Annotated in this window: 15 protein-coding genes; 11 read left to right on the top strand and 4 right to left on the bottom strand. The window is 74.6% G+C overall.

Annotation, left to right across the window (positions count from 1 at the left end; genetic code table 11):
* Positions 1-740 precede the first annotated feature (740 nt).
* The 9 genes from QWU11_RS27600 to QWU11_RS27560 are packed head-to-tail and all read left to right on the top strand — an operon-like array spanning position 741 to position 17747.
* Positions 741-7451, top strand: a complete 6711-nt coding sequence (locus QWU11_RS27600; protein ID WP_290117346.1) for a type I polyketide synthase — start codon at positions 741-743, stop codon at positions 7449-7451.
* Positions 7444-11775 carry a beta-ketoacyl synthase N-terminal-like domain-containing protein gene (locus tag QWU11_RS27595; protein ID WP_290117345.1) on the top strand — a complete coding sequence of 1444 codons (4332 nt, stop codon included), beginning with the start codon at positions 7444-7446 and terminating at the stop codon, positions 11773-11775. The genes QWU11_RS27600 and QWU11_RS27595 overlap by 8 nt, the downstream gene beginning before the upstream one ends.
* Positions 11772-12074, top strand: coding sequence for an acyl carrier protein (locus QWU11_RS27590; protein ID WP_290117344.1), 303 nt, complete (start codon positions 11772-11774; stop codon positions 12072-12074). Before QWU11_RS27595 ends, QWU11_RS27590 begins: the two co-directional genes overlap by 4 nt.
* A 1-nt stretch (position 12075) precedes the next feature.
* Complete coding sequence (locus QWU11_RS27585; protein ID WP_290117343.1) at positions 12076-12786, top strand: alpha/beta hydrolase; 711 nt, start codon at positions 12076-12078, stop codon at positions 12784-12786.
* On the top strand, positions 12779-13606 hold the full coding sequence (locus QWU11_RS27580; protein WP_290117342.1) for an alpha/beta hydrolase: 828 nt from the start codon (positions 12779-12781) through the stop codon (positions 13604-13606). The genes QWU11_RS27585 and QWU11_RS27580 overlap by 8 nt, the downstream gene beginning before the upstream one ends.
* Positions 13603-13749 carry a hypothetical protein gene (locus QWU11_RS27575; protein ID WP_290117341.1) on the top strand — a complete coding sequence of 49 codons (147 nt, stop codon included), beginning with the start codon at positions 13603-13605 and terminating at the stop codon, positions 13747-13749. The genes QWU11_RS27580 and QWU11_RS27575 overlap by 4 nt, the downstream gene beginning before the upstream one ends.
* Entirely contained in the window at positions 13746-14906 is a 1161-nt protein-coding gene (locus tag QWU11_RS27570; protein WP_290117340.1) for a glycosyltransferase, read from the top strand. Before QWU11_RS27575 ends, QWU11_RS27570 begins: the two co-directional genes overlap by 4 nt.
* A complete protein-coding gene (locus tag QWU11_RS27565; protein ID WP_290117339.1) occupies positions 14903-16726 on the top strand; it encodes a class I SAM-dependent methyltransferase in 1824 nt (607 codons plus the stop codon). The genes QWU11_RS27570 and QWU11_RS27565 overlap by 4 nt, the downstream gene beginning before the upstream one ends.
* Positions 16719-17747 carry a hypothetical protein gene (locus QWU11_RS27560; RefSeq protein ID WP_290117338.1) on the top strand — a complete coding sequence of 343 codons (1029 nt, stop codon included), beginning with the start codon at positions 16719-16721 and terminating at the stop codon, positions 17745-17747. Before QWU11_RS27565 ends, QWU11_RS27560 begins: the two co-directional genes overlap by 8 nt.
* Before the next feature lie 244 nt (positions 17748-17991).
* Here QWU11_RS27560 and QWU11_RS27555 read toward each other — a convergent pair whose 3' ends face one another.
* The gene (locus QWU11_RS27555; RefSeq protein WP_290117337.1) at positions 17992-19428 is read right to left on the bottom strand and encodes an MFS transporter; all 1437 of its coding nucleotides are present in this window, start codon (positions 19426-19428) and stop codon (positions 17992-17994) included.
* A gap of 79 nt (positions 19429-19507) precedes the next feature.
* On the opposite strand from QWU11_RS27555, the gene QWU11_RS27550 reads away from it, so the two are divergent.
* Entirely contained in the window at positions 19508-20149 is a 642-nt protein-coding gene (locus tag QWU11_RS27550; protein WP_290117336.1) for a TetR/AcrR family transcriptional regulator, read from the top strand.
* A gap of 182 nt (positions 20150-20331) precedes the next feature.
* Here the strand turns inward: QWU11_RS27550 and QWU11_RS27545 are convergent, their stop codons facing one another.
* The gene (locus QWU11_RS27545; RefSeq protein ID WP_290117335.1) at positions 20332-21660 is read right to left on the bottom strand and encodes a hypothetical protein; all 1329 of its coding nucleotides are present in this window, start codon (positions 21658-21660) and stop codon (positions 20332-20334) included.
* Between the two features lie 138 nt (positions 21661-21798).
* On the bottom strand, positions 21799-23010 hold the full coding sequence (locus tag QWU11_RS27540; RefSeq protein WP_290117334.1) for a hypothetical protein: 1212 nt from the start codon (positions 23008-23010) through the stop codon (positions 21799-21801).
* A 458-nt stretch (positions 23011-23468) separates the two neighbouring features.
* Between QWU11_RS27540 and QWU11_RS27535 the strand changes: the two genes are divergently transcribed.
* Complete coding sequence (locus QWU11_RS27535) at positions 23469-24233, top strand: IclR family transcriptional regulator (protein WP_290117333.1); 765 nt, start codon at positions 23469-23471, stop codon at positions 24231-24233.
* A 3-nt stretch (positions 24234-24236) separates the two neighbouring features.
* Here the strand turns inward: QWU11_RS27535 and QWU11_RS27530 are convergent, their stop codons facing one another.
* Positions 24237-25382, bottom strand: a complete 1146-nt coding sequence (locus QWU11_RS27530; RefSeq protein WP_290117332.1) for an acyl-CoA dehydrogenase family protein — start codon at positions 25380-25382, stop codon at positions 24237-24239.
* Positions 25383-25406: the final 24 nt, after the last annotated feature.

Raw genomic sequence — 25406 nt, 5'->3', positions numbered from 1 at the left:
CTTCCCGGCGACCGCCGCATAGGCGAAAGTCTTACTAGAATTTCATTCGGTAAAGCGGCCCGTGACCGTCGAAAGCCTAATGGCCGGTCGAATCGCCCGCACACGCGTTTGTCATCCCGGTGATAACACGGCCACCCAGGGGGCCACGAGGTGACGCCGCGTGTGCGGGCGGTCTCCGGATGAGGCCGACCGATGACGGCACGGGGGCCGAAACCCTCGCGAGAGAGCCTTTCGGGCCCGCCGGACGTACACGGTGACAGCGTCCGGACACGAAACGTGACAGGTGGGCACCGCCATCACCGTCCCGGCACTCCCGCGCACCCCTGGCCGGATCAGGAAAATTAAAGTCGTTGACACGACCCCTGACTAGGCATTTTTCGGTAGGCCATCCCTACTGGCCGGTAGCAGCATATCGACACTGCTCAGGACGCTGTGATAGCAATTGGGACGCTGATCTTCTGACGGGGGAGCGATCGTCGTCAAAGTGGAATTAGTGAATTCACATGGAATTAACGTAATCGTGCCCTCTCGACAAGAGCAGCGTCAGTCGGTCCAGCCCCTCTGCCCGGTGCCGCGTCGTCCCAGTTCACCGCCCTTACCGCCTAGGCGGAACGCCGTGTGACCCGCACGTCTGCCGCATTCGGCTCCTCCTTTGACACGCACGACGCGTCAATGTCGCCCGTGGCACGCCATGCCCTTCGAGGCGGAAATTCTTCGAATCAGGGATGGAAGAAACGCAGATGACGACTGACCTCCACCGCCGCGACCTGGTGATCGGTCTGACACCCTTCACCGAGCCCAACGCCGCGCTGGCCGTGGCCGTCGAACGGGCCGGCGGGCTCGGCGTCCTGGACCTCGGCCGGGACGCGGCGGCGGCCCGTGAGGCGCTCACTCGCGTCAGGAGGCGGTGGGCGGGGACGTTCGGCGTACGGGTCTCGCCGGGTTGCCCGCTCGCGCCCGGCGACCTGCCGGACGAGGTCGACACCGTCGTCGTCGCGGGGACGGACGCCCGGCCGTGGGCGAAGGACGGGCGGCGGCTGCTCGCCGAGGTCACCTCGCCCGAACAGGCGCGTACGGCGGTGGAGCGGGGCGCGTCCGGCGTCATCGCCAAGGGGATGGAGTCCGGCGGCCGTGTCGGGGAACTGAGCACGTTCGTGCTGCTCCAGCGGCTGGTCGCCGAGCTCGGCGTCCCGGTCTGGGCGCAGGGCGGCATCGGCGTCAACACCGCCGCGGCGGCGGTGGCCGGGGGCGCACGTGGTGTGGTGATCGACTCCCAGCTCGCGCTCGTACGCGAGGGCGGCCTGCCGAAGGCGACCGCGTCGGCGATCGCCGCGATGGACGGCAGCGAGACGACGGTGATCGGTGGCCATCGCGTCTACACGCGTCCGGACCTGCCGGTCGCGGCGCTGGCCGAGAGCGGCGCGCCGGACCGCTTCGGCGCCCGTGACCTGCGCACCCGACTTCTGCCGATCGGCCAGGAGGGCGCCTTCGCCGGATCCCTGGCGCGCCGCCACAAGACGGCGGGCGGGGTCGTCCAGGCGATCCGCGCCGCGATCGGCGACGGCATCGCCTCGGCCGCGGAGCTGACGCCGCTCGCGCCGGGCGCGGGCATCGCGCGCGACCCCAGGGGCCCGCGCCGTCCCGTGGCGCAGGGACCGATGACGCGGGTCAGCGACCAGGCCGCCTTCGCCGCCGCGGTGGCCGGTGCCGACGGCCTGCCGTTCCTGGCGCTCGCCCTGATGAGCGGCGACGAGACGCGCCGGCTGCTGACCGAGACCGCCGGGCTGCTCGGCGACCGGCCGTGGGGCGTGGGCCTCCTCGGCTTCGCCCCCGAGGAGGTACGCGCGGCGCAGCTCGAGGCCGTCCACGCGGTCCGCCCGCCGTACGCGCTGATCGCCGGCGGGCGGCCGGCCCAGGCCGCCGTGCTGGAGGCGGCCGGGATCTCGACGTTCCTGCACGTCCCCTCCCCCGGGCTGCTGGCGCGGTTCGTCAAGGAGGGGGCCCGGAAGTTCGTCTTCGAGGGGTCGGAGTGCGGCGGGCACATCGGCCCGCGCGCGAGCTTCCCGCTCTGGGAGTCCCAGATCGGGTGCCTCCTCGACCACCCCGAGGTGCTGCCCGAGGTGAGCGTGCTGTTCGCCGGCGGTGTGCACGACGCGCGGTCGGCCGCCATGGTGGCGGCGCTGTGCGCGCCGCTGGCCGGGCGCGGGACCGCGACCGGCGTGCTGATGGGGACGGCGTACCTGTTCACCGAGGAGGCGGTGGGCGCGGGCGCGATCCTGCCGCACTACCAGCGGACCGCGCTGGCGTGCGACCGCACCGCCTCGCTGGAGACCTCGCCCGGGCACGTGACCCGCTGCGCGGACACCCCCTACGTCACGGCGTTCGAGGAGACCCGGCGGCGGCTCGCCGAGTCCGGCTCGACCGTCCAGGAGACCTGGGCGGAACTGGAGCGGCTCAACCTCGGCCGGCTGCGCATCGCCGCGAAGGGCCTGCGGCGCACCGGGGAGGGGCTCTCCACCGTCGGCGAGCGGGAGCAGCGCGACGACGGCATGTACATGCTCGGCCAGGTCGCCACGATCCGCTCGGAGATCACGACGGTCGCGGCGCTGCACGAGGAGGTCACGACCGGGGCCACCCGCCTGCTCGCCTCCGCCGCCGGCGAACGCCCGCCCGAGGAGGCCGCCGCCGGCCCGCTCGACATCGCGATCGTGGGCATGGCCTGCGTCTATCCGGGCGCCGGCGACCTCGACGCGTTCTGGTCCAACGTCGTGGGCGGGGTCGACGCGGTGACCGAGGTTCCGGCGGAGCGCTGGGACACCGGGCTGTACTACGACCCGGAGGCCGTGACGCAGCCGCGGGGCCGTACGCCCTCCAGGTGGGGCGGTTTCATCCCGCCGGTGCCCTTCGACGCGCTGGAGTACGGCATCCCGCCCGCGTCGCTCGGCAGCATCGAGCCGGTCCAGTTACTCGCGCTGGAGGTCGCCGCGCGGTCGCTGCGCGACGCGGGCTACGCCGACCGCGCGTTCGACCGCGAACGCACCTCGGTGATCTTCGGCGCCGAGGCGGGCAGCGGCCTGTCGGCGGCGTACAGCCTGCGCTCGGCCCTGCCGGCCTACGCCGGCGAGGTGCCGCCCGGCCTGGACGAGCACCTGCCCGCGCTCACCGACGACTCGTTCCCCGGCGTGCTGAGCAACGTGATCGCCGGGCGGATCGCCAACCGTCTCGACCTCGGCGGGTCCAACTTCACCGTGGACGCGGCCTGCGCGTCGAGCCTCGCCGCGCTCGACCTGGCCTGCAAGGAGCTCACCGCCGGCACCAGCGACATGGTCGTGTGCGGCGGCGCCGACCTGCACAACGACATCCAGGACTACCTGCTGTTCGCCTCGGTGCACGCGCTGTCGGCCAAGGGCCGGTGCGCGACGTTCGACTCCGCCGCCGACGGCATCGCCCTCGGCGAGGGCGTCGCCTGCGTCGTGCTCAAGCGGCTGGCCGACGCCGAGCGGGACGGCGACCGCGTCTACGCGCTCGTCAAGAGCGTGGCCGGGTCCAGCGACGGCCGCTCCCTCGGCCTGACCGCGCCGCGGCCGGAGGGCCAGCGGCGCGCGCTCGAACGCGCCTACGCGGCGAGCGGGATCTCCCCCGCCGACGTCGGCCTGGTCGAGGCGCACGGGACCGGCACCGTCGTCGGCGACCGTACCGAACTGGCCGCGCTCACCGACCTGTTCACCGACGCGGGCGCGGCCCCGGGGAGCTGCACGATCGGCTCGGTGAAGTCCCAGATCGGCCACACCAAGTGCGCCGCCGGCCTGGCCGGCCTGATCAAGGCCGCGTACGCCCTGCACACCGGGACGAGGCCGGGCAGCCTGCACATCGGCGAGCCCAACCCGTACTGGTCGCCCGAGACGAGCCCGTTCGTCTTCGGCGCCTCGCCCTGGGAGACGCCGCCCGGCCGGCGGTACGCGGGGGTGAGCGCGTTCGGCTTCGGCGGCGCCAACTTCCACGCCGTGCTGGGCGGGTACGGGGGCGCGGACGAGCCCGCCCACGGCCTGCCGGACTGGCCCGCGGAGCTGTTCGTGTTCCGTGGCGCCGGCGAGGACGCCGTACGGCATGAGGCCGACCGCCTGGCGAAACTGCTCGAGACGCCCCTGCGGCTGCGCGACCTGGCCGCCGAGCACCTACGCGGCGCGCCCGCCGGTCCCGTACGCGCCGCGATCGTGGCCGCGGACCGCGGCGACCTGGCCGCCGGGCTCGCGGACCTGCGGGCCGGCCGGGCGGGGAAGGGCGTCCACCTGGCGCCGGACGAGGCGGCGACCGGCGCGCTGGCCTTCCTGTTCCCCGGCCAGGGCAGCCAGCGGCCGGGGATGCTCGCCGACCTGTTCATCGCCTTCCCCCGGCTGCAGCGCCTGCTCCGGCTGGCGGAGGGCCGGTACGCCCCGGTCCTGTTCCCGCCCGCCGCCTTCTCGCGGGAGGAGACCGCGCGCCAGAAGGCCGCGATCACCGACACCCGCATGGCCCAGCCGGCCCTCGGCATCGCCGGGCTCGCCGTGGCCGAGCTGCTCGGCTCGCTGGGCGTACGCCCCGACATGGCCGGCGGCCACAGTTACGGCGAGCTGGTGGCGCTGTGCGCGGCCGGCGTGTTCGGCGAGGAGGACCTGCTCGCGCTGAGCGAGACACGGGCGGGCGCGATCCTGGCGGCGGCCGGGGATGACCCGGGGACGATGGCCGCGGTCGCGGCCTCCGCCGGCGCGGTGCGCGCGGTCCTGGAGGAGATCGGCATCGGCGACGAGGTGATCGTCGCCAACGACAACGCCCCCGCGCAGGCGGTCGTCTCCGGCCCGACGGCCGCGGTCGAGCGGGCCGTCGCCGCGCTCGGCGAACGCCGGATGCGAGCCCGCGCGGTCCCGGTGGCCTGCGCGTTCCACAGCCCGCTCGTCGCCCCGGCCGCGGACACGCTCGCCGCGGCGCTGGCCGGCCGCGACGTCCGGCCGCCCGCGCATCCTGTCTGGTCGAACGGCACCGCCGCCCCCTACCCCGAAACACCCGATCTCGTGCGCGCGCTGCTCGCCCGGCAGGTCGCCGAGCCGGTGCGCTTCGTCGAGCAGGTCGAGGCCATGTACGCCGCGGGCGCGCGGGTCTTCGTCGAGGCGGGCCCGGGCCGGGTGCTGACCGGCCTGGTGCGCAAGATCCTCGGCGACCGGCCGCACACCGTCGTGGCCTGCGACGTCTCCGGTGAGAACGGCGTCACGCGGTTGCTGCACGCGCTCGCCGGGCTGGCCGTCGCCGGCGTCCCGGTCGACCTCGACCCGCTGTTCGACGGGCGGGCGCGTCCGGCCGGCGAGAGGCCGGCCCGTACGCCCGGGTGGCTCGTCGACGGACAGCTCGTACGGACCTCCGCCGGGGAGTACGTGCCCGGCGGCCTGCGGCCCGCGACCGAGGCGCCGCGGGTGAACCTGACCCCGACGGGAGAGACGATGGCCGACGGCACGCAGCGCGACGCGGCGGTGATGGAGTTCCTGCGGTCGACACGGGAGATGGTCGCCGCCCAGCGCGACGTGCTGCTCGGCTATCTCGGCACGACCCCGGCGCCGGCCCTGGTCCCCGTCGCCGTGGAACCCGTCGCCCAGGTGCTCGCCGCGGCGGTCGCGCCGGAGGAAACGCCACCGCCCGGGCCCGAGGCGACGGCGACCGGGCCGGAGGAGATCCGCGCGGTCGTGCTCGCCACGGTGAGCGCGCGTACCGGCTATCCGCCCGACATGCTGGGCACGGACCTGGACCTGGAGGGCGACCTCTCCATCGACTCGATCAAGCGGACCGAGATCATCGGGGAGCTGGCCGAGCGGCTGGGGCTCGGCGGCGACGAGGCCGACGTCGAGGAGGCCGTCACCGAGCTGGCCCGGATCAAGACCATCGGCGGCATCGCGGACTGGCTCGGCGGCCACCTGACCGGGCCCGCCGAGCTCGCCGAGCCCGCCGAACCGGCGCCGCAGGCCGTGCTCGCCGCGTCCGGCGCGCCCGGCCGGTACGTCGTCGACACCGTCACCGTCCCGGCTCCCGAAGGCGAGGGCGACGCGCTCGCCGGCCTCCGGGTGGTCATCGTCGACGACGGGCGCGGCGTCGCCCTCGAACTCTCCGACCTGCTCGAACGGCGCGGCGCCGAGCCCCGCGTGGTCGAGACCCCGCCCGAGGACGGGCCCGCTGCGGGCGCCCTCGTGCACCTGGCCGCGCTGCGCCCCGGCGCCCGGCCGGTGCTGCCCGCCGCGTTCGCCGGCATCCGCGGCGCCGTCCTCGGCGGGGCGGACCGCCTGGTCGTCGCCACGACGACCGCGGGGAACTTCGGGCCGGGCACGGGCGCCGATCCCGACGCCGCCGACGTGGGCCTGCGCGGGCTGGTCCGGGCGATCGCCCAGGAGTACCCGGGGGCCGTGGCGCGCGCGGTCGACGTCGACCCCAAGGAGAACCCCCGGGCGATCGCCGAACACCTGCTGCGCGAACTGGCGGGCGGCGACGGCCGTACGGTCGCCGGGTACCGCAACGGCACCCGCACCACGCTGCGCGTACGCCGCGCCGACCTGACCGGGGAGGCGGCCCCGCCGCCCGGTCTCGGCCGTGACTCGGTGGTCCTGCTGACCGGGGGCGCGCGCGGCATCACCGCCGGTGCCGCCCTCGCCCTGGCCCGCCTCACCGGCTGCCACGTCGAGCTGACCGGGCGGACCCCGGCCCCGGCGGGCCCGGAGGACCCGGCCACCGCGGCGGCCGCGGACCTGACCGCGCTCCGCGGCGTCCTGGCCCGTCAGGGCGCCGGAACGCCCGCCGAGATCGACGCGGCGGCCCGGCGGATCCTCACCGAGCGGGAGATCCGGGCCACCCTGGAGGAGCTGCGCGGCCTCGCGGCCTCGGTCCGCCATCACGCGGCCGACGTCCGCGACGCCGCCGCCGTACGCGCCCTCGTGGACGACGTGTACGCGCGGCACGGCCGGATCGACGGCGTCATCCACGGCGCCGGCGTCCTGGAGGACCGGCTGCTCGGCGACAAGTCGCCGGAGTCGTTCGCCCGCGTCTACGGCACGAAGGTCGACGGCTTCCGCGCGCTGCTCGACGCGGTCGCGCCGGCCGATCCCCCCGTACGGCCGCCCGTCGGTTTCGTCGTGGCCTTCGGCAGTGTGTCCGGGGCGTTCGGCAACCGCGGGCAGACCGACTACGCGGCGGCCAATGACGCGCTCGACGGGCTCAGCCGCGTGTGGGCCGGGCGCCTGCCCGGACGCGTCGTCGCCGTCGACTGGGGACCCTGGGCGGGCGGGGGCATGGTCTCGCCCGAGCTCGAACGCGAGTACGCGCGGCGCGGCGTCACGCTGATCGACCCGGACGCCGGCCTCGCGTGCCTGCTGCGCGAGCTGTCCTGTGGCGAGGACGCCCAGGTCATCTACGCGTGCGGCGACCTCGGCGATGAGTGAGGACGTCGCGATCGTCGGGATCGGCGCGGTGTTCCCCGGAGCCGGGGACGCCCCGGCCTTCTGGGACAACATCCGCACCGGGGTGGACTCGGTGACCGAGGTGCCGGCCCGCCGCTGGGACCAGGACGTCTACTACGCGCCGGAGGCGCCGGCCGCCCCGGACCGTTTCTACTGCCGTCGCGGCGGGTTCGTCGACGAGCTCGCGGACTTCGACCCGACGCGGTTCGGCATCATGCCGGCCGCCGTCGACGGCACCGAGCCGGACCAGTTACTGGCCCTGCGCGCCGCGGCCGAGGCGATCGCCGACGCCGGCGGCGACGACCGGCTCCCCGACCGGTCCCGCGTGGGCGTCATCATCGGCCGGGGCGGCTACCTCACCCCGGGGGTGGCCCGCCTCGACCAGCGCGTCCACACGGCGCACCAGCTCACCGCCGTCCTGCGCGACCTCGTCCCGGCGCTGGGCGAGGACCGGCTCGACGCCGTGCGCGAGGCGTTCCAGAAGACCCTCGGCCCGGAGGAGTCGATCGGCCTGGTGCCGAACTTCGCGGCCTCCCGCGTGGCCAACCGCTTCGACCTGCGCGGCCCGGCGTACACGGTCGACGCCGCGTGCGCCTCGTCGCTGCTGGCGGTGGACCACGCCGTACGCGACCTCGCCTCCGGCCGCTGCGACGCCGTGCTGGCGGGCGGCGTGCACCACTGTCACCACACCACCCTGTGGAGCGTCTTCACCCAGCTCCGCGCGCTCAGCCCCACCGAGACGATCCGGCCCTTCGACGCGCGCGCCGACGGCACCCTGCTGTCGGAGGGCACCGGGATCGTGCTGCTCAAACGGCTCGCGGACGCGCTCGCGGCGGGCGACCGGGTGTACGCGGTGATCCGCGGCGTCGGCGTCGCCAGCGACGGGCGCGCCACCAGCATGATGAACCCCCTCTCCGAGGGCCAGGTGACGGCCGTCGAGCAGGCGTGGCGGGCCGCCGGCGTCGATCCCGCCGGCGGGCACGCCGTCGGGCTCGTCGAGGCGCACGGCACCGCCACCCCGGCGGGCGACACGGTCGAGCTGGAGACGCTCCGGCGCGTGTTCGGCACGGCCGGGCCGCCGGTCGGCCTGGGCACGGTCAAGTCGATGATCGGCCACACGATGCCCGCCGCCGGGGTGGCCGGGCTGATCAAGGCGGCGCTCGCCCTGCACCACGAGACGCTGCCGCCGACCCTGCACGTCGAGGAGCCGCACCCGGGCCTGGCCGGCACCCGGTTCACGCCGGTCGCCGAGGCCGTGCCGTGGGAGCGCCCGCCCGGGACACCGCGCCGCGCCGCGGTCAACGCGTTCGGCTTCGGCGGCATCAACGCGCACGTGGTCCTGGAAGAGGCGCCGCGGCCCGCACGAGGGACTGTCTCGCGGTCCCCGTCGGGAGTGCGGCCGGCGGGTGAGCCGGTGCTGCGGCTCGCCGGGGCCGGGCCGGAGGACATCGCCCGCGCCCTCGACGCCGGCGACGCGGAGCTGGTCGCGCGGGCGGGACGGCCGCCCGGCGACGGTCCCTGCCGGCTCGCGATCGTCGCGCCGGACCGGCGGCGGCTCGCGCTGGCCCGCAAGATCGTCGCGCGGGGCAGCCCCTGGCGCGGCCGCAGCGACGTGTGGTTCACGCCCCGGCCGCTGCTCACCGGGCCCGGCCAGGTGGCGTTCCTGTTCCCCGGCTTCGAGGCGGAGTTCGCGCCGCGGGTCGAGGGCCTCGCGCACCACTTCGGCCTGCCCGTACCCGGGCTGTCCGGCGGGGGCGACGTCGTCGAGCACGCCATCGACGTCGTCGCGGTGAGCCGCCTGTACGCCGCCGCCCTGGCGCGCCTCGGCGTCGTCCCCGGCGCGCTGGCCGGGCACAGCCTCGGCGAGTGGACGGCGATGGTCGTCGGCGGCGTCTATCCGGAGGTCGACGGTTTCATCGCCTCGATGCGGCCCGGGATGGTCGAGGTGCCCGACGTCGTGTACGCGGCGTTCGGCGCGCCGGCCGACCTCGTCGCCGCCGCACTCGACGGCTTCGACGACGTTCACCTCACCCACGACAACTGCCCGCACCAGTCGGTGATCTGCGGCCCGGCCGGCCGCGTCGGGCGGATCGTCGAACGCCTGCGCCGGCAGGGCGTGATGACGCAGACCATGCCGTTCCGCACCGGCTTCCACTCGCCGGTGTTCGCGCGCCACCTGGACGTCGCCCGCGAGCTGCTGGGACGGCTGGAGGTGAGCCGGCCGAGCGTGCCGGTCTGGTCGGCCACCTCCCTCGCGCCCTTCCCCCCGAACGCCGGCGAGGTACGCGACCTCGTGCTGCGCCACCTCGTCGAGCCGGTGCGCTTCCGGCGCCTCACCACGCTGCTGTACGAGTCGGGCATCCGGGCGTTCGTCCAGGTCGGGCAGGGCAGCCTGGTCGGTTTCACCGAGGACACCCTGCGCGACCACGAGCACCTGGCCATCGCGACGGCCGTGTCCGCCCGCGACGGGCTCGACCAGATGCGCCGGGTCGCCGCCGCGCTGTGGGCCGAGGGCCTGGCGCCGGACTTCGGCGCCCTGCCCGCGCCGCCTGCGCCGGCACGCGCCGGCGGCACGGTGCGGCTGCGCCTCGGCGAGCCGATGGTCCGGCTGCCCGGGCTCGACGCCCTCGTGGGGGTGCCGGCCGCCGGGGCGTACGAGGTCGCCGGGGGCTCCCCCGTCGTCGCCGCGCTGAACGCCGCGCTCGCCGACACCGCAGCCGCGGCCCGTACGATCACCGACGCCCTGCACGCCCGGCCGGCGCCCGAGCCGCCGCGGACCCTCACCCGGACCCGGGTGTTCTCGCTCGCGACGATGCCGGACTGCGTCGACCACTGCGTGTTCCCCCAGGCGCCGGGCTGGCCGGACATGACCGACCGGTTCCCGGTCGTCCCCCTCACGACGATGCTGGAGCTGATGGCCGGCGCTGCCGCCGAGCTGGCGCCCGGGGCGACGGTGACCGGCATCTCGCAGGTCAAGGCGGCCCGCTGGCTGTCCGTCGCCCCCGAGACGACCACGGCGGTGCACGCCGCGCGGGGCGACGCCGGGCCGGACGGCGAGATCACGGTGAAGGTGCGGATCGAGGGCTACGCGAGCGGCGTCGTCCATCTCTCCGCCACCGGCCACCCGCCCGCGCCGGAACCCTCGCGGCAGGCCCTGACGAACCCCCGGCCCGCGCCCGTCACCGCGCCGGAGCTGTACGACGGCGACTGGATGTTCCACGGTCCCCGGTTCGCCGGAGTCGCCCGGCTCGACAGCGTCGGCGACGACGGCATCACGGGCATCCTTGCGAACCTGCCCGCCGAGGGCGCGCTCCTGGACAGCGCGGGCCAGCTCATCGGCCACTGGATGCAGGTCAGCCGTACCGCCGACCAGACCGTGCTGCCCACCGGCGTACGGGCGGTGCGGTTCTACGGACCCCGGCCGCCGGCCGGCGCGCGGCTGGAGTGCAGCGCCTGGATCCGGGAGATCACCGAAACGGAGATGCGGGCCGACGCCGAGATACGGGACGGCGACGGCCGCGTCTGGTGCCGGATGGAGGGCTGGACGACCCGCCGGTTCGCCACCGACGACCGGACCTGGAGGATCAAGTTCCGCCCGCAGAGCGAGACGGTGTCCGAGCCACGTCCGGGCGGGTGGTGCGTCGTACGGGAACGCTGGCCCGACACCGGGTCCCGCGAGCTGATCATGCGCCGCTACCTGTGCGCCGCGGAGCGCCCCCGGTACGAGGAACTGACGCCGAACACCCGGCGCGCGTGGCTGCTCGGCCGGATCGCGGCCAAGGACGCGGTGCGGCACCGGCTGTGGGACCTCGGCGCCGGGCCGATCTACCCGGCGGAGATCAGGATCGACAACGACGACCGGGGGCGGCCGCGGGCGACGGGCGCGTTCCGCGCGCCGCACATCTCCCTCGCCCACTGCGCGGGCAGGGGGCGGAGTCCCGGGATCGCGGTCGCGCTGGCCGGACCGGGCGCGGTCGGCATCGACATCGAGGCCGTACGGGAGCGCGACGCCGGGACCGAGGAGATCGCGCTGACCGCCGCCGAGCGCGCCCTGCTCGGCGGGCTGACCGGCGGCGAGCGGGCCGCGCTGTTCACGCGGCTGTGGACCGCCAAGGAGGCGGCCGCCAAGGCCGCCGGCACCGGGCTGGGCGGCCGGCCGCACGCCTTCGAGGTCCAGGCCGGTGAGGACCTGACGCTGGTCGTGACCGCGCCAGGCGGAACCACCTATCGCGTCGAGACCACGACGATCACCGATGACGCGACGGAGTACGCCGTCGCGTGGACACACGGAAGGGACGCCACGTGAGCGCAACGGACCCGGTCCTCGACGAAGTCGTCACGATGCTGGTCGAAGTCGTCGGGGAGGACTTCCTTCTCGAGACCGACATCACCCGGGAAACGACGTTCAGCGACGATCTCGCCCTGGAGAGCATCGAGTTCGTCGCGCTCGCCGAGAAGGTCCAGGAGCGCTACGGCCGGCGCGTCGACTTCGCGGCGTTCGTCGCCGACATGGACATCACCGAGATCATGACGATGAAGGTCGGCACGCTCGTGGCCTACATCGAGGAGCGCACGACGGCCGCACGGTCGGGGAACCGGGCCTGAGGTGCCGTTCACGATCGCACGCGAGACGCGGTTCCACACGGTGGAACTGGCGGCCGACCGGACGGGCGAGCCGGTGGTGATGCTGCACGGCCTGTTCACCGGCAGCGTCGCGTCCTGGTACCTCACCGCGGCGCCCGCGGTCGCCGCGCGGCACCGGGTCCGGCTGTTCGACTGGCGCGGGCACGGCCTCAGCGAGCGCACGCGTACGGGCTACGGCGCCCAGGCGATGGCCGCCGACCTCGACGCGCTCACCGCCGACCTGCCGCCCTTCACGATCGTCGCGCACAGCTACGGCTGCGTGGTGGCCTTGCGTTTCCTGCAGTCCGCGCCGGATCGCGTACGCCGGATGGCCCTGGTCGAGCCGCCGCTGAACCAGATCACGGTGTCCGCCGAGAGATTACTGGAGCTGTACACCGGCCCCGCGTCGCGCCGCGTGCGCGCGCTGGTCGAGGACACGACCCTGCTGGAGGACCTGGCGGCCGAGCCGCCGGTGACCGACGAGGACCTGCGGTCGCTGTCGGCGGTGCCGTGCCTGGTCATCGGCGGAGGGCGCTCCCCGTTCGCGCCCTCCGTCGAGCGACTGCGCCGCGTCTGCCCGCACGTCCGCGCGCACCTGCTGCCCGGCGGCCACGACGTCCACGTCGGTGCCACCGGCGGGGTGACCGACCTGCTCACCGGGTTCCTGGAACTCTCGGAGGCGGCCCATGGCTGACGTCCACGCGAACGGCATGCGGTTCAACGCGCAGATCCTCGAACCCCAGGAGCCCGCCGAGGGCGCACCGGCCATCGTGTTCGTCCACGGTCTCGTCACCGACAACCTGTCCAGCTTCTACTACACGCTCGCGGGCCCGGCCGTCGTCGCCGGCGTCCGCGTGATCCTGTACGACCTGCGCGGCCACGGCCGCTCGCACCGGCCGGAGGCCGGTTACACGGCCGACGACGGCGTCGCCGACCTGTGCGCGCTCCTCGACGCGCTCGGCGTCGAGGAGCCGGTCTACCTGGCCGGGAACAGCTACGGCGGCATCCTCGCGGCGCGCATGGCGGTCACGGCGCCGGACCGGGTCGCCGGGCTGGTGCTGATCGAGGCGAGCTGCGCGGGTACGGGCGCCGCCGCCTGGATCGAGGACATGGCCAACACGCTGTCCGTGACCGCGCTGCGACTGGAACACGACGGCGCGCGGGACCAGTACAGGAAGGCCGGCCAGCGCCGGATGGCCCGGCTCGTCACCCACGTCGACGGCCTGCTGAACCACACGAGCCTGGTCGACGACGTCGCCTCGGAACGACCGCTGAGCCCGGCGGAGCTGGCCACGGTCCGCTGTCCGGTGCTCGGGGTGTACGGGGAACGGTCCGAACTGGTGTCGGCGGCGACCGAACTGGACCGGCACGTGCCGGACTGCACCATCGCGATCCTGCCCGGCCTCGCGCACACCGTCCTCCGCGAGGCCACCGACATGCTCCGCGACATCCTGCTGTCCTGGCTCGCCCAGCAGAGCACCCGCATCCTCGCCGAGACCAGACGAGCCGGATGAGCCCGCCCACCGCGCTCGGCGCCGAACCGACTCGCCGCGATCACGCCGTCGCCCAGGCCGGGCATCCGGGCACGCTGGCGCCGCTGCTGCCCGCCGGCGCACGCATCCCCCCGGCCACCCCTCCGGCGAAGGAGGACCCGTGAGCCGGTTCCTGTTCGTCGTCCCGCCGCTGACCGGCCACATCAACCCGACCGCCGCCGTCGGTGCGGAGCTGATCCGGCGCGGGCATGCCGTCGGCTGGGCCGGGCATCCGGGCACGCTGGCGCCGCTGCTGCCCGCCGGCGCGCGGATCCTCCCGGTCATCGACGACGCGCTGGACGCCCGCCTGCGCGCGGCGCGTGAGGAGTGGATGACCCTGCGCGGCGCGGCGGTGCTGAGGTTCCTGTGGGAGGAGTTCATCGTCCCCCTCGGGCACGCGATGCTCCCCGGTGTCGAGGCCGCCATCGGCGACTTCGCGCCCGGCGTGCTGGTGGCCGACCAGCAGGCCATCGCCGGGCCGGTCGCCGCGCGGCGGGCCGGGATCCCCTGGGCGACCTCGGCCAGCACGCCCGCCGAACTCCTGCGCCCGCTCGCGGCCATGCCCAAGGTCGAAGCGTGGATCGAGGCGCTGCTGACCGGCTTCCAGACGGCGTACGGCCTGACCGAGCACGTCGACCCGCGCTTCTCCGACCGGCTGGTACTGGCCTTCACGACCGGGGCGCTCGTCGGCGACGAGACGCGGTTCCCCGGGCACTGGGTCTTCACGGGTCCCGCGCTGACCGGGCGTCCGGACCGCGGCGGCTTCCCCTGGGACTGGCTCGACCCGGACCGGCGTGCGGTGCTGGTCTCGCTCGGCACGCTGAACGGCCCGGCGGGCGAGCGCTTCTACCGCGTCGCCACGGAGGCGCTCGCCGGCCTCGACCTGCGGGCGGTCGTCGTCGCGCCTCCCGGCACGATCGAGGATCCGCCGCCGCACGTGCTCGTCACCGGCCATGTGCCCCAGCTCGCCCTGCTGCCCCATCTCGACGCGGTCGTGTCCCACGGCGGGCACAACACCGTGGCCGAGACCCTCGCGCACGGGCTCCCGCTGGTCGTCTGCCCGATCAGGGACGACCAGCCGATCATCGCCGGCCAGGTCGTCGAGGCCGGGGCCGGCGAACGGGTGCGCTTCGGCCGGGCCCGCCCGGCCGACCTGCGCGCCGCGCTCCTCGCGGTGCTCGACGTGCCCTCCTACCGGGCCGCCGCCCGGCGCGTTCAGGAATCCTTCGCAGCCGCCGGCGGCGCCGCCACGGCAGCAGACCATCTGGAGAAACTGTCGTGATCGGCATCGCACTCGCCGTCCTGCTCATCGTGGGCCTGCTCCTGAACGGGCTGCGCCTGCGCGCCCGCGCCGCGGCCCTTCCGACGCTGTCCGGCGACGCCGGGGCGGACGCCTTCCGCGCCCTCGTCGCGGACGGCGTCCGCCTCGACGACGCGACCTGGAGCGCCGCCGCCGCGTACGCCCACCGGCAGGGCGAGGACATCCTCGACGTCATCCCCCAGGACCTGCCGGTGACGGCCGCGCGCGACCTCCTACGACACATGTCCCCACCGGGCGACGACGGCCCCGGCAACGGGCTCGGCGCCGGCGCGGTGCTCCTGGTCGTGCCCGGTGTGCTCGCGCGCGCCGAGGTGCCCGAGCCCGGCGCGATCTCCACGCCCGACCTGATCGTGCTGGCCCGGCGGCTGAAGCACTACGCCCGCGACCGCAGCGGCCTGGCCGTCGCGCCGTCCCTATGGGCGGCCCCGGCCGCCCTGGCGCACCGCCGGTCACGGCTGCGTGCGTCGGGGACGATCGTCGCGATCGACCTGGCGCTGGCACTCGTCCCGTACGCGCTGATCGCCGTCGAGGCGTTCCTCTCCTGGCCACTGGCCCTGGCCTGCCTCGCGGTGTACTGCCTCCAGCCGTACCTGATCTTCGCCGGTACGGCGCTGCGCCCGCGCGGCCTGCACCTGGCCGCCCTGCCGCGCCCGCTGTACGAGCCGTACGTCTGGGTGCGGACCGCGACGGGGACGTGGACCTCGGAGACCGACCGGCGGCAGGCCGCGGCGCGTACGGAGGCGCGTTCGTACTACGACACCGAGCTGGCCGAGGGCGTGGACCGCTTCCTGGAGCCGCGGCGCGAGACCTGCCCGTGGTGCGGCTCCGGCGAGCTGTCGGTGCTCCTGCGCAGTCCTGACCTGGTCTACCGCAAGCCGGGGACGTTCACGCTGGAGCGGTGCGGCGGCTGCGGGCACACGTTCCAGAACCCGCGGCTGACCCCCGAGGGGCTGGACTTCTACTACCGCGACTTCTACGACGGCATCGGCGCGGCCACCGCAGAGATCATCTTCACGACCTCCTCGCACGACTACCTCTCCCGTGCCCGGATGCTGGAGCCGGCGGGGGCGCCGAAGCGCTGGCTGGACGTGGGGTCGGGGCACGCGCACTTCTGCGCCGCCGCCCGCCGGGTCTGGCCCGACACCGTCTTCGACGGCCTGGACCAGGGCGCGGAGATCGAGGAGGCCGCCCGGCGCGGCTGGATCGCCCACGCGCACCGGGGGATGTTCCCGGACCTGGCCGCAGAGATCCAGGGCCTGTACGACGTGGTGAGCATGCACCACTACCTCGAGCACACCCGCGACCCGTACCTCGAACTCGACGCCGCGGCGAAGGTCCTGCCCGCGGGCGGGCACCTGCTGATCGAGCTGCCCGACCCGGAGTGGCGGCTCGGGCGGCTGTTCGGCCGGTACTGGATGCCGTGGTTCCAGCCGCAGCACCAGCACATGATGCCGATCGGGAACCTCAAGAAGGCCCTGGCCGAGCGCGGCCTGACGCCGGTCGCCGAGGAGCGCGCACCCGCGCACCAGCACAACGACTTCGTCACCGCCACCTATCTCTGGTTCGCCGGGCTCGCGCCGGACCGCTCCCTGCCCTGGTCCGCGAAGTCCCGTACGGCGCCCTGGCGCGTGTGGCGCGGCCTGGTCTGGACGGCCGGCGTGCCGGCCCTGGTCCTCGGCTACCTGCTCGACCGGACGGCGGGCGGCACGGTGGCGCGCCGGAGCGGCACCGGCAACGCGTACCGCGTGCTCGCCCGCAAGGACGACGCCGCCCATGGCTGAGACGACGACGCGGGGAGCCGACCTCGCGGGCCGGCTGGACCTGGCGCCCGAGGTCCGGCTGGTCCCGGCCGCCTTCCAGGAGGCGTACGGGTACGGCGCGACGGGCGTCTGGCGGGCGCCCGGCTCCGTGACGCTGCTTTCCGACGGCGACGCGAGCCTGACGATGGCGGCCCGCTGGGGCACGATCGTGGCGACGCGCCCACGCGAGGACGACGTCATCGAGCTGGAGCTGATGAACCGGCCGGCGGACCGCGTCCGCGTGAACCTCGGCGACCTGTTTCCCGGCGGCACCGAGGCGTGGGCCGCGGCCGGGCTCAGCGCGGTCTGGGCGCTGCGCGAGGCCGGGCACGCGATCGGCGGCGCCACGCTGCTCGCCGGAGTCGACCTGCCCGAAGGCGTCGGGCTCGCCGCGCCCACGGCGGCGGCCTGCGCGGTCGCGCTGGCGCTGCGCGACATGTACGCGCCGTCCCTGCCGGTGGAGTCGCTGCCCGCGCTGGTGGACCGGGGTCTGCGCGCCTTCGGGGTGACCGGCGTGAGCGAGATCGGCCGGTGCCGCGCGGCGATGCTGGGCCGCTCCGGCACGGCGTACCTCGACGACGGCGCGGACGGGGCGCTCGTCCCCCTCGACGTGGAGGGCGCCGGGCTGCGGCTCGTGGTGGTCGACACGCGGATCCGGGGCGCGTCCGCCTCGCCGGCGGCCGAGTGGACGCCGCTCAGGGAGGTGGCAGCGTCCCTGGGCGACCGCGGCCCGGCGATGCTGGGGACCTGGCTCACCGCCGCGCACGCCCGGCTGAGCATGCCCGGTGTCGAGCAGAGCACCGTCGTGACGGCGGCACTCGGCGCCGGCGCGCTCGGCGCACGGATGATCTGGGACGGCCCGGGGCGCCCGGCGCTGGCGCTCGTACGGGCGGAGGACCTGGGCCCGATTCGTACGGCGGTCATCGGCGCGTGCGTCTCACGCGGCCTGCTCTCGCCGCGCTTCCTGACCGTGACGCCCGTCGATCGGGCGGCGCGGAAATAGCCGCCGTCGCGGAGGCCCGAAGGGCCACGGAACGGAGCGACGCGGTCCCGTCCGCCGGCCCGGCACGTGCTCCGGGCGTGCCGGTCACCGGCGTGACGGTGGCCTCCAGTGACCGTACCCCGGCCAGGACGGTGAGGACCGTGACCGGTGTGACCAGGGGGAGGACGACGTGGTGGCGCGGCCGGCCTCGCCAGGCTCCCCGAGGCGGCCCGGGGCGTGAGCCGGTGATGAGGATCTCGCGGGATCAGTGGTGGGCGGGACTGGGCTCGGTCGGGGACTCGGCGGGGCGGGCCGGATCCGCCGTCCGGATCAACGCGAACGTCAGGGCGACTCCCAGCAGCGCGACCCCGGCCGCCGCGGCGAAGGCGACTCTTAGCCCCGTGGCGTAGACGGTGAGGTGAGGACCGGCGTGGTGGGCGGTCCAGGCGCTGACCACGGCCGTGGCTCCCGTGGCGCCGAGGGCGCTGCCGACCCGCTGGGCGGTCTGCACGATCCCCGACGCGATCCCGGTGTCCGCCGCGGGCACCGCCTTAACGGCCGGGATGGTCGAGCCGGCGAACGAAGCGGGCAGGGCGGCGGCGAGCACGAGGCCGAAGGGAAGCACGTCCCACAGGTAGGAGCCGTGCAACGGCAGCCGGGCGAACCCGGCCAGCGCGACGGCCAGCAGCGTCAGCCCGGCCGCCAGCACCGTGCGCGGCCCGTGATGGGCGAGTGCCCTCGGCAGGACCGTACGGGCGAGCACCAGGCCACCGGCCGCGACCGGCAGTACGGCGAATCCCGAGGCGGTCGGGCTGTAGCCGAGAACCTGCTGCAGGTAGAGGGCGAGCAGGAAGAACGCCGGCACGTGGGCGACGCCGATCACGAAGTTGGCGAGCGCCGAGCCGGTCACGTTGCGGACGCGCAGCAGGCCGAGCGCCAGGACCGGTGTCGCGGTACGCGCCTCCACGCGGAGGAACACCGCGCCGAGAAAGAGCCCCGTCACACCCGTCGCAAGCGACACGAGGTCCAGCCCGCGGTCGGCGGCGGTCGTGATCGCGTACACGATCAGCAGGAGCGCGGAGGTCCCCGTCAGCACCCCGGGCAGGTCCAGCCCGCGCCACCTCCGGCCGGGCTCGTCGGCGGGCAGCAGGCGCCCGCTGAGCAGCAGCGCCGCCGCGCCGATCGGCAGGTTGACCAGGAAGATCGACTGCCAGCCGAGCGCCTGGGTGAGGATCCCGCCGAGCGACGTGCCGATCGCCGCGCCCGCCGCGCCCATCGCCGACCAGATCCCGAACGCCCTCGCGTACGCCTTCGGCTCGGTGAAGGTCACGGCGAGGAGCGAGATCTCGGCGGGGACCACCACGGCCGCCCCGACCCCCTGCAGGGCGCGCGCGGCCAGCAACAGCCACGCCCATCGCGCCGCCCCCGCCAGCAGCGACGCCGCGGTGAACACCGCCAGCCCGGTCACGAACATCCGGCGCCGGCCGAGCAGGTCGGCGGCACGCCCTCCGACCAGCTGGAACCCGCCGAAGGTGAGCTGGTACGCCCCCGCCACCCACGCCAGGCCCGCCACCGACAGCCCCAGCCCCCGCCCGATGGACGGCAGCGCCACATTCACCACCGAGGTGTCGAGGAAGACCAGCAGCTCGATCACGGTCAGCAGCGTCAGCGCGGCCATCGGCCGACTCACGGCACGTGTCATCGCCCGTACCTTTCACTAGTGAATACCACTAGAGACAAGCACTAGTGAGTCTCACTAGTCAACTGGTAGGGTCGGCGGTATGAGTCCCCGAGCCACACGGCCGAACGCCCGGGCGGACAAGGCAAGGGCCAACCGGCGCAAGATGCGCGCGGCGGCGCTGGAGCTCTTCGCGGACCAGGGGTACGCCGCCACGTCAATGCAGACGATCGCCGACGAGGCGGGCGTGGCGGTCCAGACCCTCTATTTCACGTTCGGCACCAAACGGCGCCTGCTCTCGGAGATCCTCGACGTCGCGGTGGCCGGCGACGACGAGCCCGTCCCGACGTTGGAGCGCCCTGACACGCTCGCCGTGCTCGCCGGCTCTGACGCCAGGGAGCAGCTGCGCGCCCAGGTACGGCTGGCACGCGAGATCTACGAGCGCGTCTCGCCCGTCCTGCGGGTCGTCGCCAGCGCCGCGTCGGCCGATCCCGACATCGCGGAGCTCTGGGAGATCAACAACGCCCAGCGCGCCACCGTCCAGGAGCGGTTCGTCGCCGCCCTGGCGACCAAGAGCCCGCTACGCGAGGGCCTGGACACCGCCGGGGCGACCGACATCGCCCTCGCCCTGCAGACCCCCGAGATCTACCACTACCTCACCCACCGCCGGGGCTGGAGCCCCGAGCGGTGGGAGCGGTGGACCGCCGACGCCCTGGTCGGCCAGCTCCTCCCCGGCGAGCCGTAGCACCGTCGGCGCGCGAGCCGGCACCTGCCGGAGAGCGGCACGGCGCGGAAGGGTTCGTACCAGCATGAGAAAGCGGCCTCCTACCTCATCAGGGAGGGACCGTTGGCGGGCGAGCCGCGGTTGGCTCGGTGAGTCCCTCCGCTGTTACGCCCGGTCCAGCCGCCGAGTGAGGCTCGCGCCGGTCAACGCGCCTCGGCGGCCGTGCAGCCGCAGTAGATCCGGCCGTCGAGGAGCGTCGGCGCCTGGGACCAGGCCGACATCTCGGCGCCACGGGGCTCGAAACGGGTGTTCCAGTCCGACTTGCGCCGGCTCTCGCCGAGTTCGAAGACGGCCATCTCCAGCCGGGCGCCGAGCACCGCGTGCACGCGGCCGGCCCGCGAGCCGGTCCAGGTCAGGCCGTGGCGAAGACAGACCCCGTGGGAGCGCCCGTACGCCGCGTCGAGCGTGTCGTCGGCCAGGGCGATCTCCAGCAGCCGTACGGCCCGTCGCCCCGCTCCGGCCGCGGCGGCGCACGCGCGGCACGACGCCCGGCCGCGCATCGCCGTGAGCGCCTCGCGGTGCCGGGCCTCGGACAAGGACCGGTCGAGCCGGCCGGTCCACAGCGCGGTCATCGCCGCGAGCACCGGCCGTACGCCCTCCGGATCGATCCGCCGGGCGTCATGCAGGTGGCGCGGGCACAGCTCGCGGTCCTCGCGCGCCGGGCCGCCGTCGCCCGTGCGGAGCAGCCAGCGCAGGTACCGCCAGGCGGCGCGGGTCTCCGCCCGGCAGACGGGACAGCAGGCCGTGTCGATGTCGGTCTCGACCAGCCCGTACGCCGAACGCCCCAGCGCCGCCTTCTCCGCCGCCAGGACTCCGTCCGCGGCCCGCTCGTGAACGGCGTGCCGGGCGGCGGCGTCGGCGCCGGTCCCCGCCACGGCCGAGACGCTCCCGTGCTCCTCCAGCCTGCGGCGAAGAGTCGTGACGACCACCGGCAGATGACGCGACGGCAGGATCCCGGCCAGCCGTACGGCGTGCGGCGCGCAGGTACCCGTGCCCTCGGCGTACGCGTCGCGTACGGCGGCGTCGGGAAAGGCGCGGCCGAGCGTGGCGATCGTGGCGTCCTCGGCGTGCCGGAGGTTCTCGCACAGCGGGCAGCCGAGGATCTCCCGCGGGCCGCCCGCCAGCATCCGCGCTCCCGCGGCGAGCGCCCCTTCCAGGACGGTGGGCATCAGCCACGAGGCGGAACGCCCGGTCAGCAGCCCTCGCGTGTGGCCGGGGCAGAACCCGAGCGAGCGCCGGTACCGGACGATCACGTCGCCGTCGGTGTGGTTCTCGTTGACGAACGCGGACATCCAGTGCCCGAGCGACTCGCCACGGGCGCGGCACACGGGGCAGCCGGGCCGGCCGACCAGCCGGACGGCCTCTGTCCGCCGGCGGGTGAGGTTCTCCTCGTGGGCCGTACGGCGGCGCGGTGGCCATTTGTACGGCAACTCGTGCGCCGAGCCGGTCAGATCACGGAGTCTCAGGCCCACCCGCACCGCCCGCCTCGTCGAGACAGGGACCGTTGGCGGAATCTCCGCGGATGACGGCGAGCCCCTCCGCCGATCTGCATTTTTTCCATCGTAGCGGCGCGACGCCCGGCCTCAGGAGACCGGGCGCCGCGCCCGGTCTCAGCTCCGGATCGGATAGACGTGGACGCCGGTCTGGTCACTGCCGGTCGACGTGTGCGCCAGGTCGTTCGGCGCGGTGTCGAGGAACGACCCGGGAGTACGGGATCCGGGGACCTCCAGGAAGGTGCCCGGCTCGCCGGAGCCGTTCGTGTAGCCGACGGCGGCGGACGTGCCGCCTAGACCGCCCCGGCCTCCGCTGAGGTCGCCGCTCTCCCAGCGCGGCCGCCGGTAGCGGACCATGATGTCGAACGCGCCGTCGCCGGACGATGTCTCCGGCAGGTCGGCCCGCACCTCGAGCCCACCCAGCCGGTCGAGCCGGAACACCATCTCCTTCCCGACGACCCTGGTCCGCGGTGTGGTCACGGTCAGGCGGCCGGAGTCGAGGCCCCTGATCACGGTCCTGGCCGGGTCGCGCCCGAACGCGCCGGGATCGACGGCCACGGTGATCGGCCTGGCGAAGCGCAGGCCGTCGGGTGACAGGTCGAGGACGCCCGTTCCGAACGCGTCCTTCATCCCGGTGACCGCCAGCGGCGTCAGGTTCAGGCCGGTCCGCTTGCGGACCGCGCCCGCCGGGACCGTCACCCGCCAGCCCTTCCCGGAGTACGAGCCGCCGCGCGGCCCCACCCGTACGGGCGCGGCGCGCCGCTGCACCGACGCGTCGGCGGCCTGTCCCCGGCCGCCGGACAGCACGGCCGCCGTCAGGCCGTCGAGCCGGCCGGGCGCGCGCACGGCGATCGTGAGCCGCCCGTCGGGCAGTCCGGTGAGCGTGTACCGGCCGTCGCCGCCGCTCCTGGCGGTCCGGGTGCCGTAGCTCGCCGTCGCGACGGCGACCGGCCGGCGCGTCGCGGCGTCCAGCACCCGGCCGGTCGCTCGTCCGCGGGCCTTGCCGGGCCGCTGCTCGACCGTCACCCGCCTGGCCGGCCGCCGGCCGCCGGAGGACGCCCGGACCGTCAGGTGGTTGCGCCGGCCGGGACGCAGCCCGACCTCGACCGCGAAGGTGCCGTCGCGCCCGGTGACGGCCATGGCCGGGAGGACGCCGCCGGACACCGTGACCACGCTCCGGACGGCGGTACGCCCGCGCACCGTGACGCTGCCCGACCGGGTCGTGCGCGGCGCGGACACCGTGAGCTTCGGGTGCCCGCCCGCGGCGGCGTGCGCGACGGGCCGGGCGGCGACCTGCGCCGGGCCGAGCGCGAGAACGACCGCCGCCACGCCACCCGTCACCCGCTGCGGCAATCTGCGCCGCTTACGGCGATATCGTCCCCATGCGGCAATGAGCCGTTCCTGCATTGGAGAATCTCCCCGATTAACGTCAGAGCCGCAATAGCCCCGCCAAGCAGATATTTAACGCAATGCGTGTCCGTTTGATAGGCCCACGGCATAGAAAAGGCCGACACTAGTCGACGCCGGTGGCTACGACCAGGCAAAACGCGGCTTATCGCGCCGCAAATTTCAACGACTAAAGGCGCGAAATGGCACACATAAGAATACGCCTGACTGCCAATCGGGGACTTCGACCGCGGCCCGGACGGCACCGGCACGCCGGGCCGGAGCGTGGAACGGGGACCGGCGGCGGGGCCGATCACGAGCGTCCGGCTCGCCACGAGAGAGGGCGAGCGATAGGATGACCCAGCGAAACCTAACTCCGCTCAGTGAAATGAATGGGGATCATGAGCGACGGAGCGATCAACCGGACGCTGCGCGCGCTGATCGCGGTCTGCGAGGAAGGGCCGCAGACGCTCACCGCGCTGTCCGGCCGGACAGGACTCACTCCCCCGACGCTCCTGCGCATGCTGCGGCTGATGCGCGACGAGGGGTTCGTCACCCAGGACGAGGACCGCAAGTGGCGGGCCACCATGCTGATGTGGCGGCTGGGATGCGCCGTGAAGGACTCGACCGGCACCGGCGAGCTGGCCGAGCGCACCCTGCGGGAGCTGGTCGAGGCCATCGACGAGACCGTCGTCTTCGCCGCCTTCGAGGGCGGCTGGCTCACCTATGTCGCGCAGGCCGAGCCGGACAAGCCCGTACGCGCGCACATCACGCTCGGCGGACGCTACGCCACGCTCGACACCATGACCGGCCACGCGGTGATGGCCTGGCTGCCCAGGAACGAGGTCGACGAGATCGTCAAGACGCAGGCGAAGCGCGCGTTCAGCGCGGCCGACCGGCGCGCGCTGTACCAAGAGCTGGTCGAGACCGCGCGGATCGGCTACGCGTGCGGCTCCGGTGACCGCTGGCCGGGCGTGTGGGGGGCCGCCGCCCCGGTCTTCGACCATCGGGGGCGGCCGGTCGGCGCGGTCGGCGTCTCCATCCCGACCACCTCGGTGCCCGAGCACGGTCACGCGGCGGCCGAAGAGGTCGCGCGGGCCGCCCGCCGCCTCACCGAGCGGTTCGGCGGGACGGTCCCGGCGTCGTCGCTGCCGTCCGCGCGCTGAGCCTCACAGTCCCATCGACTTGGCGATGATGGACTTCATCACCTCGCTGGTGCCGCCGTAGATGCGGCTCACACGGGCGTCCGCGTACAGACGGCAGATGTCGTAGTCACGGACGTAGCCGTAGCCGCCGTGCAGCTGCAGGCACGCGTCGGTGACCCGGCCCTGCAGCTCCGAGCAGAACAGCTTCACCTTCGCCGCGTCGGCGGGGGTGAGCTCGCCGCGTTCGTGGTCGGCGATCGCCCGGTCGACGAAGGTCTGCCCGGCGCTGACCTGCGTCTCCAGGTCCGCCAGCACGAACTTCGTGTTCTGGAAGCCCGACAGGCTCCGGCCGAACACCGTGCGCCCGCCGACGTACTCGGTGGTCACCTCGATGGCCGCCACGGCCTGCGCCTGGGCGTTCACCGCGATCGACAGCCGCTCTTGGGCGAGGTTCCCGGTCAGGTACTCGAAGGCCTTCCCCTCCTCACCGAGGAGGTTCTCGTCCGGCACGAACACGTCGTCGAAGAAGAGCTCGGAGGTGTCCTGGGCGAGCAGGCCGAGCTTCTTGAGCGCGCGTCCGCGGGCGAAGCCCGGCATGCCGTCCTCGACCACGAGCAGCGACAGCCCGCCGCGCCGGTTCTCCGGCTCGGACGTGCGGGCCACGACCACGATCAGGTCGGCCTGGCTGCCGCCGGTGATGAAGGTCTTGGCCCCGTTCAGCACCCAGCCGCCCTCGGCCCGGCGCGCGGTCGTCGCCATCCCGGCCAGGTCGGAGCCGGTCCCCGGCTCGGTCATCGCGATCGCCGTCATCTTCTCGGCGGAGGCCATGCCGGGCAGCCAGCGCCGGTGCTGCTCCTCGGTGCCGTACTTCACGATGTAGGGCATGACCACGTCGGTGTGCACCCGGAGGGACCCGAGCGTCGCCCGCCGGTAGGCGACCCGCTCGGTCACAACGCAGTTGAACAGGAACGTCGACTCGCCGGCGCCGCCGTACTCCACCGGCGCCTGGATGCCGGCGACGCCCAGCGCGGCGGCCTCACGGTAGAGGCTCCGGGGTACCTGCCCGGCCTCCTCCCACTCGGTCATGTGCGGCACGACGTGCTTGTTCAGGAACGCGTCCAGCACGCCCGCGAAGTCGAGGTGCTCCGGTCCGTAGATGGTTCGCCGCATGGGACGTCTCCTCGTCACATCGAA

This window comes from Actinomadura sp. DC4 (assembly GCF_030406325.1).
Lineage (GTDB): Bacteria > Actinomycetota > Actinomycetes > Streptosporangiales > Streptosporangiaceae > Actinoallomurus.
This window is presented reverse-complemented; position numbering and strand designations above follow the sequence as displayed.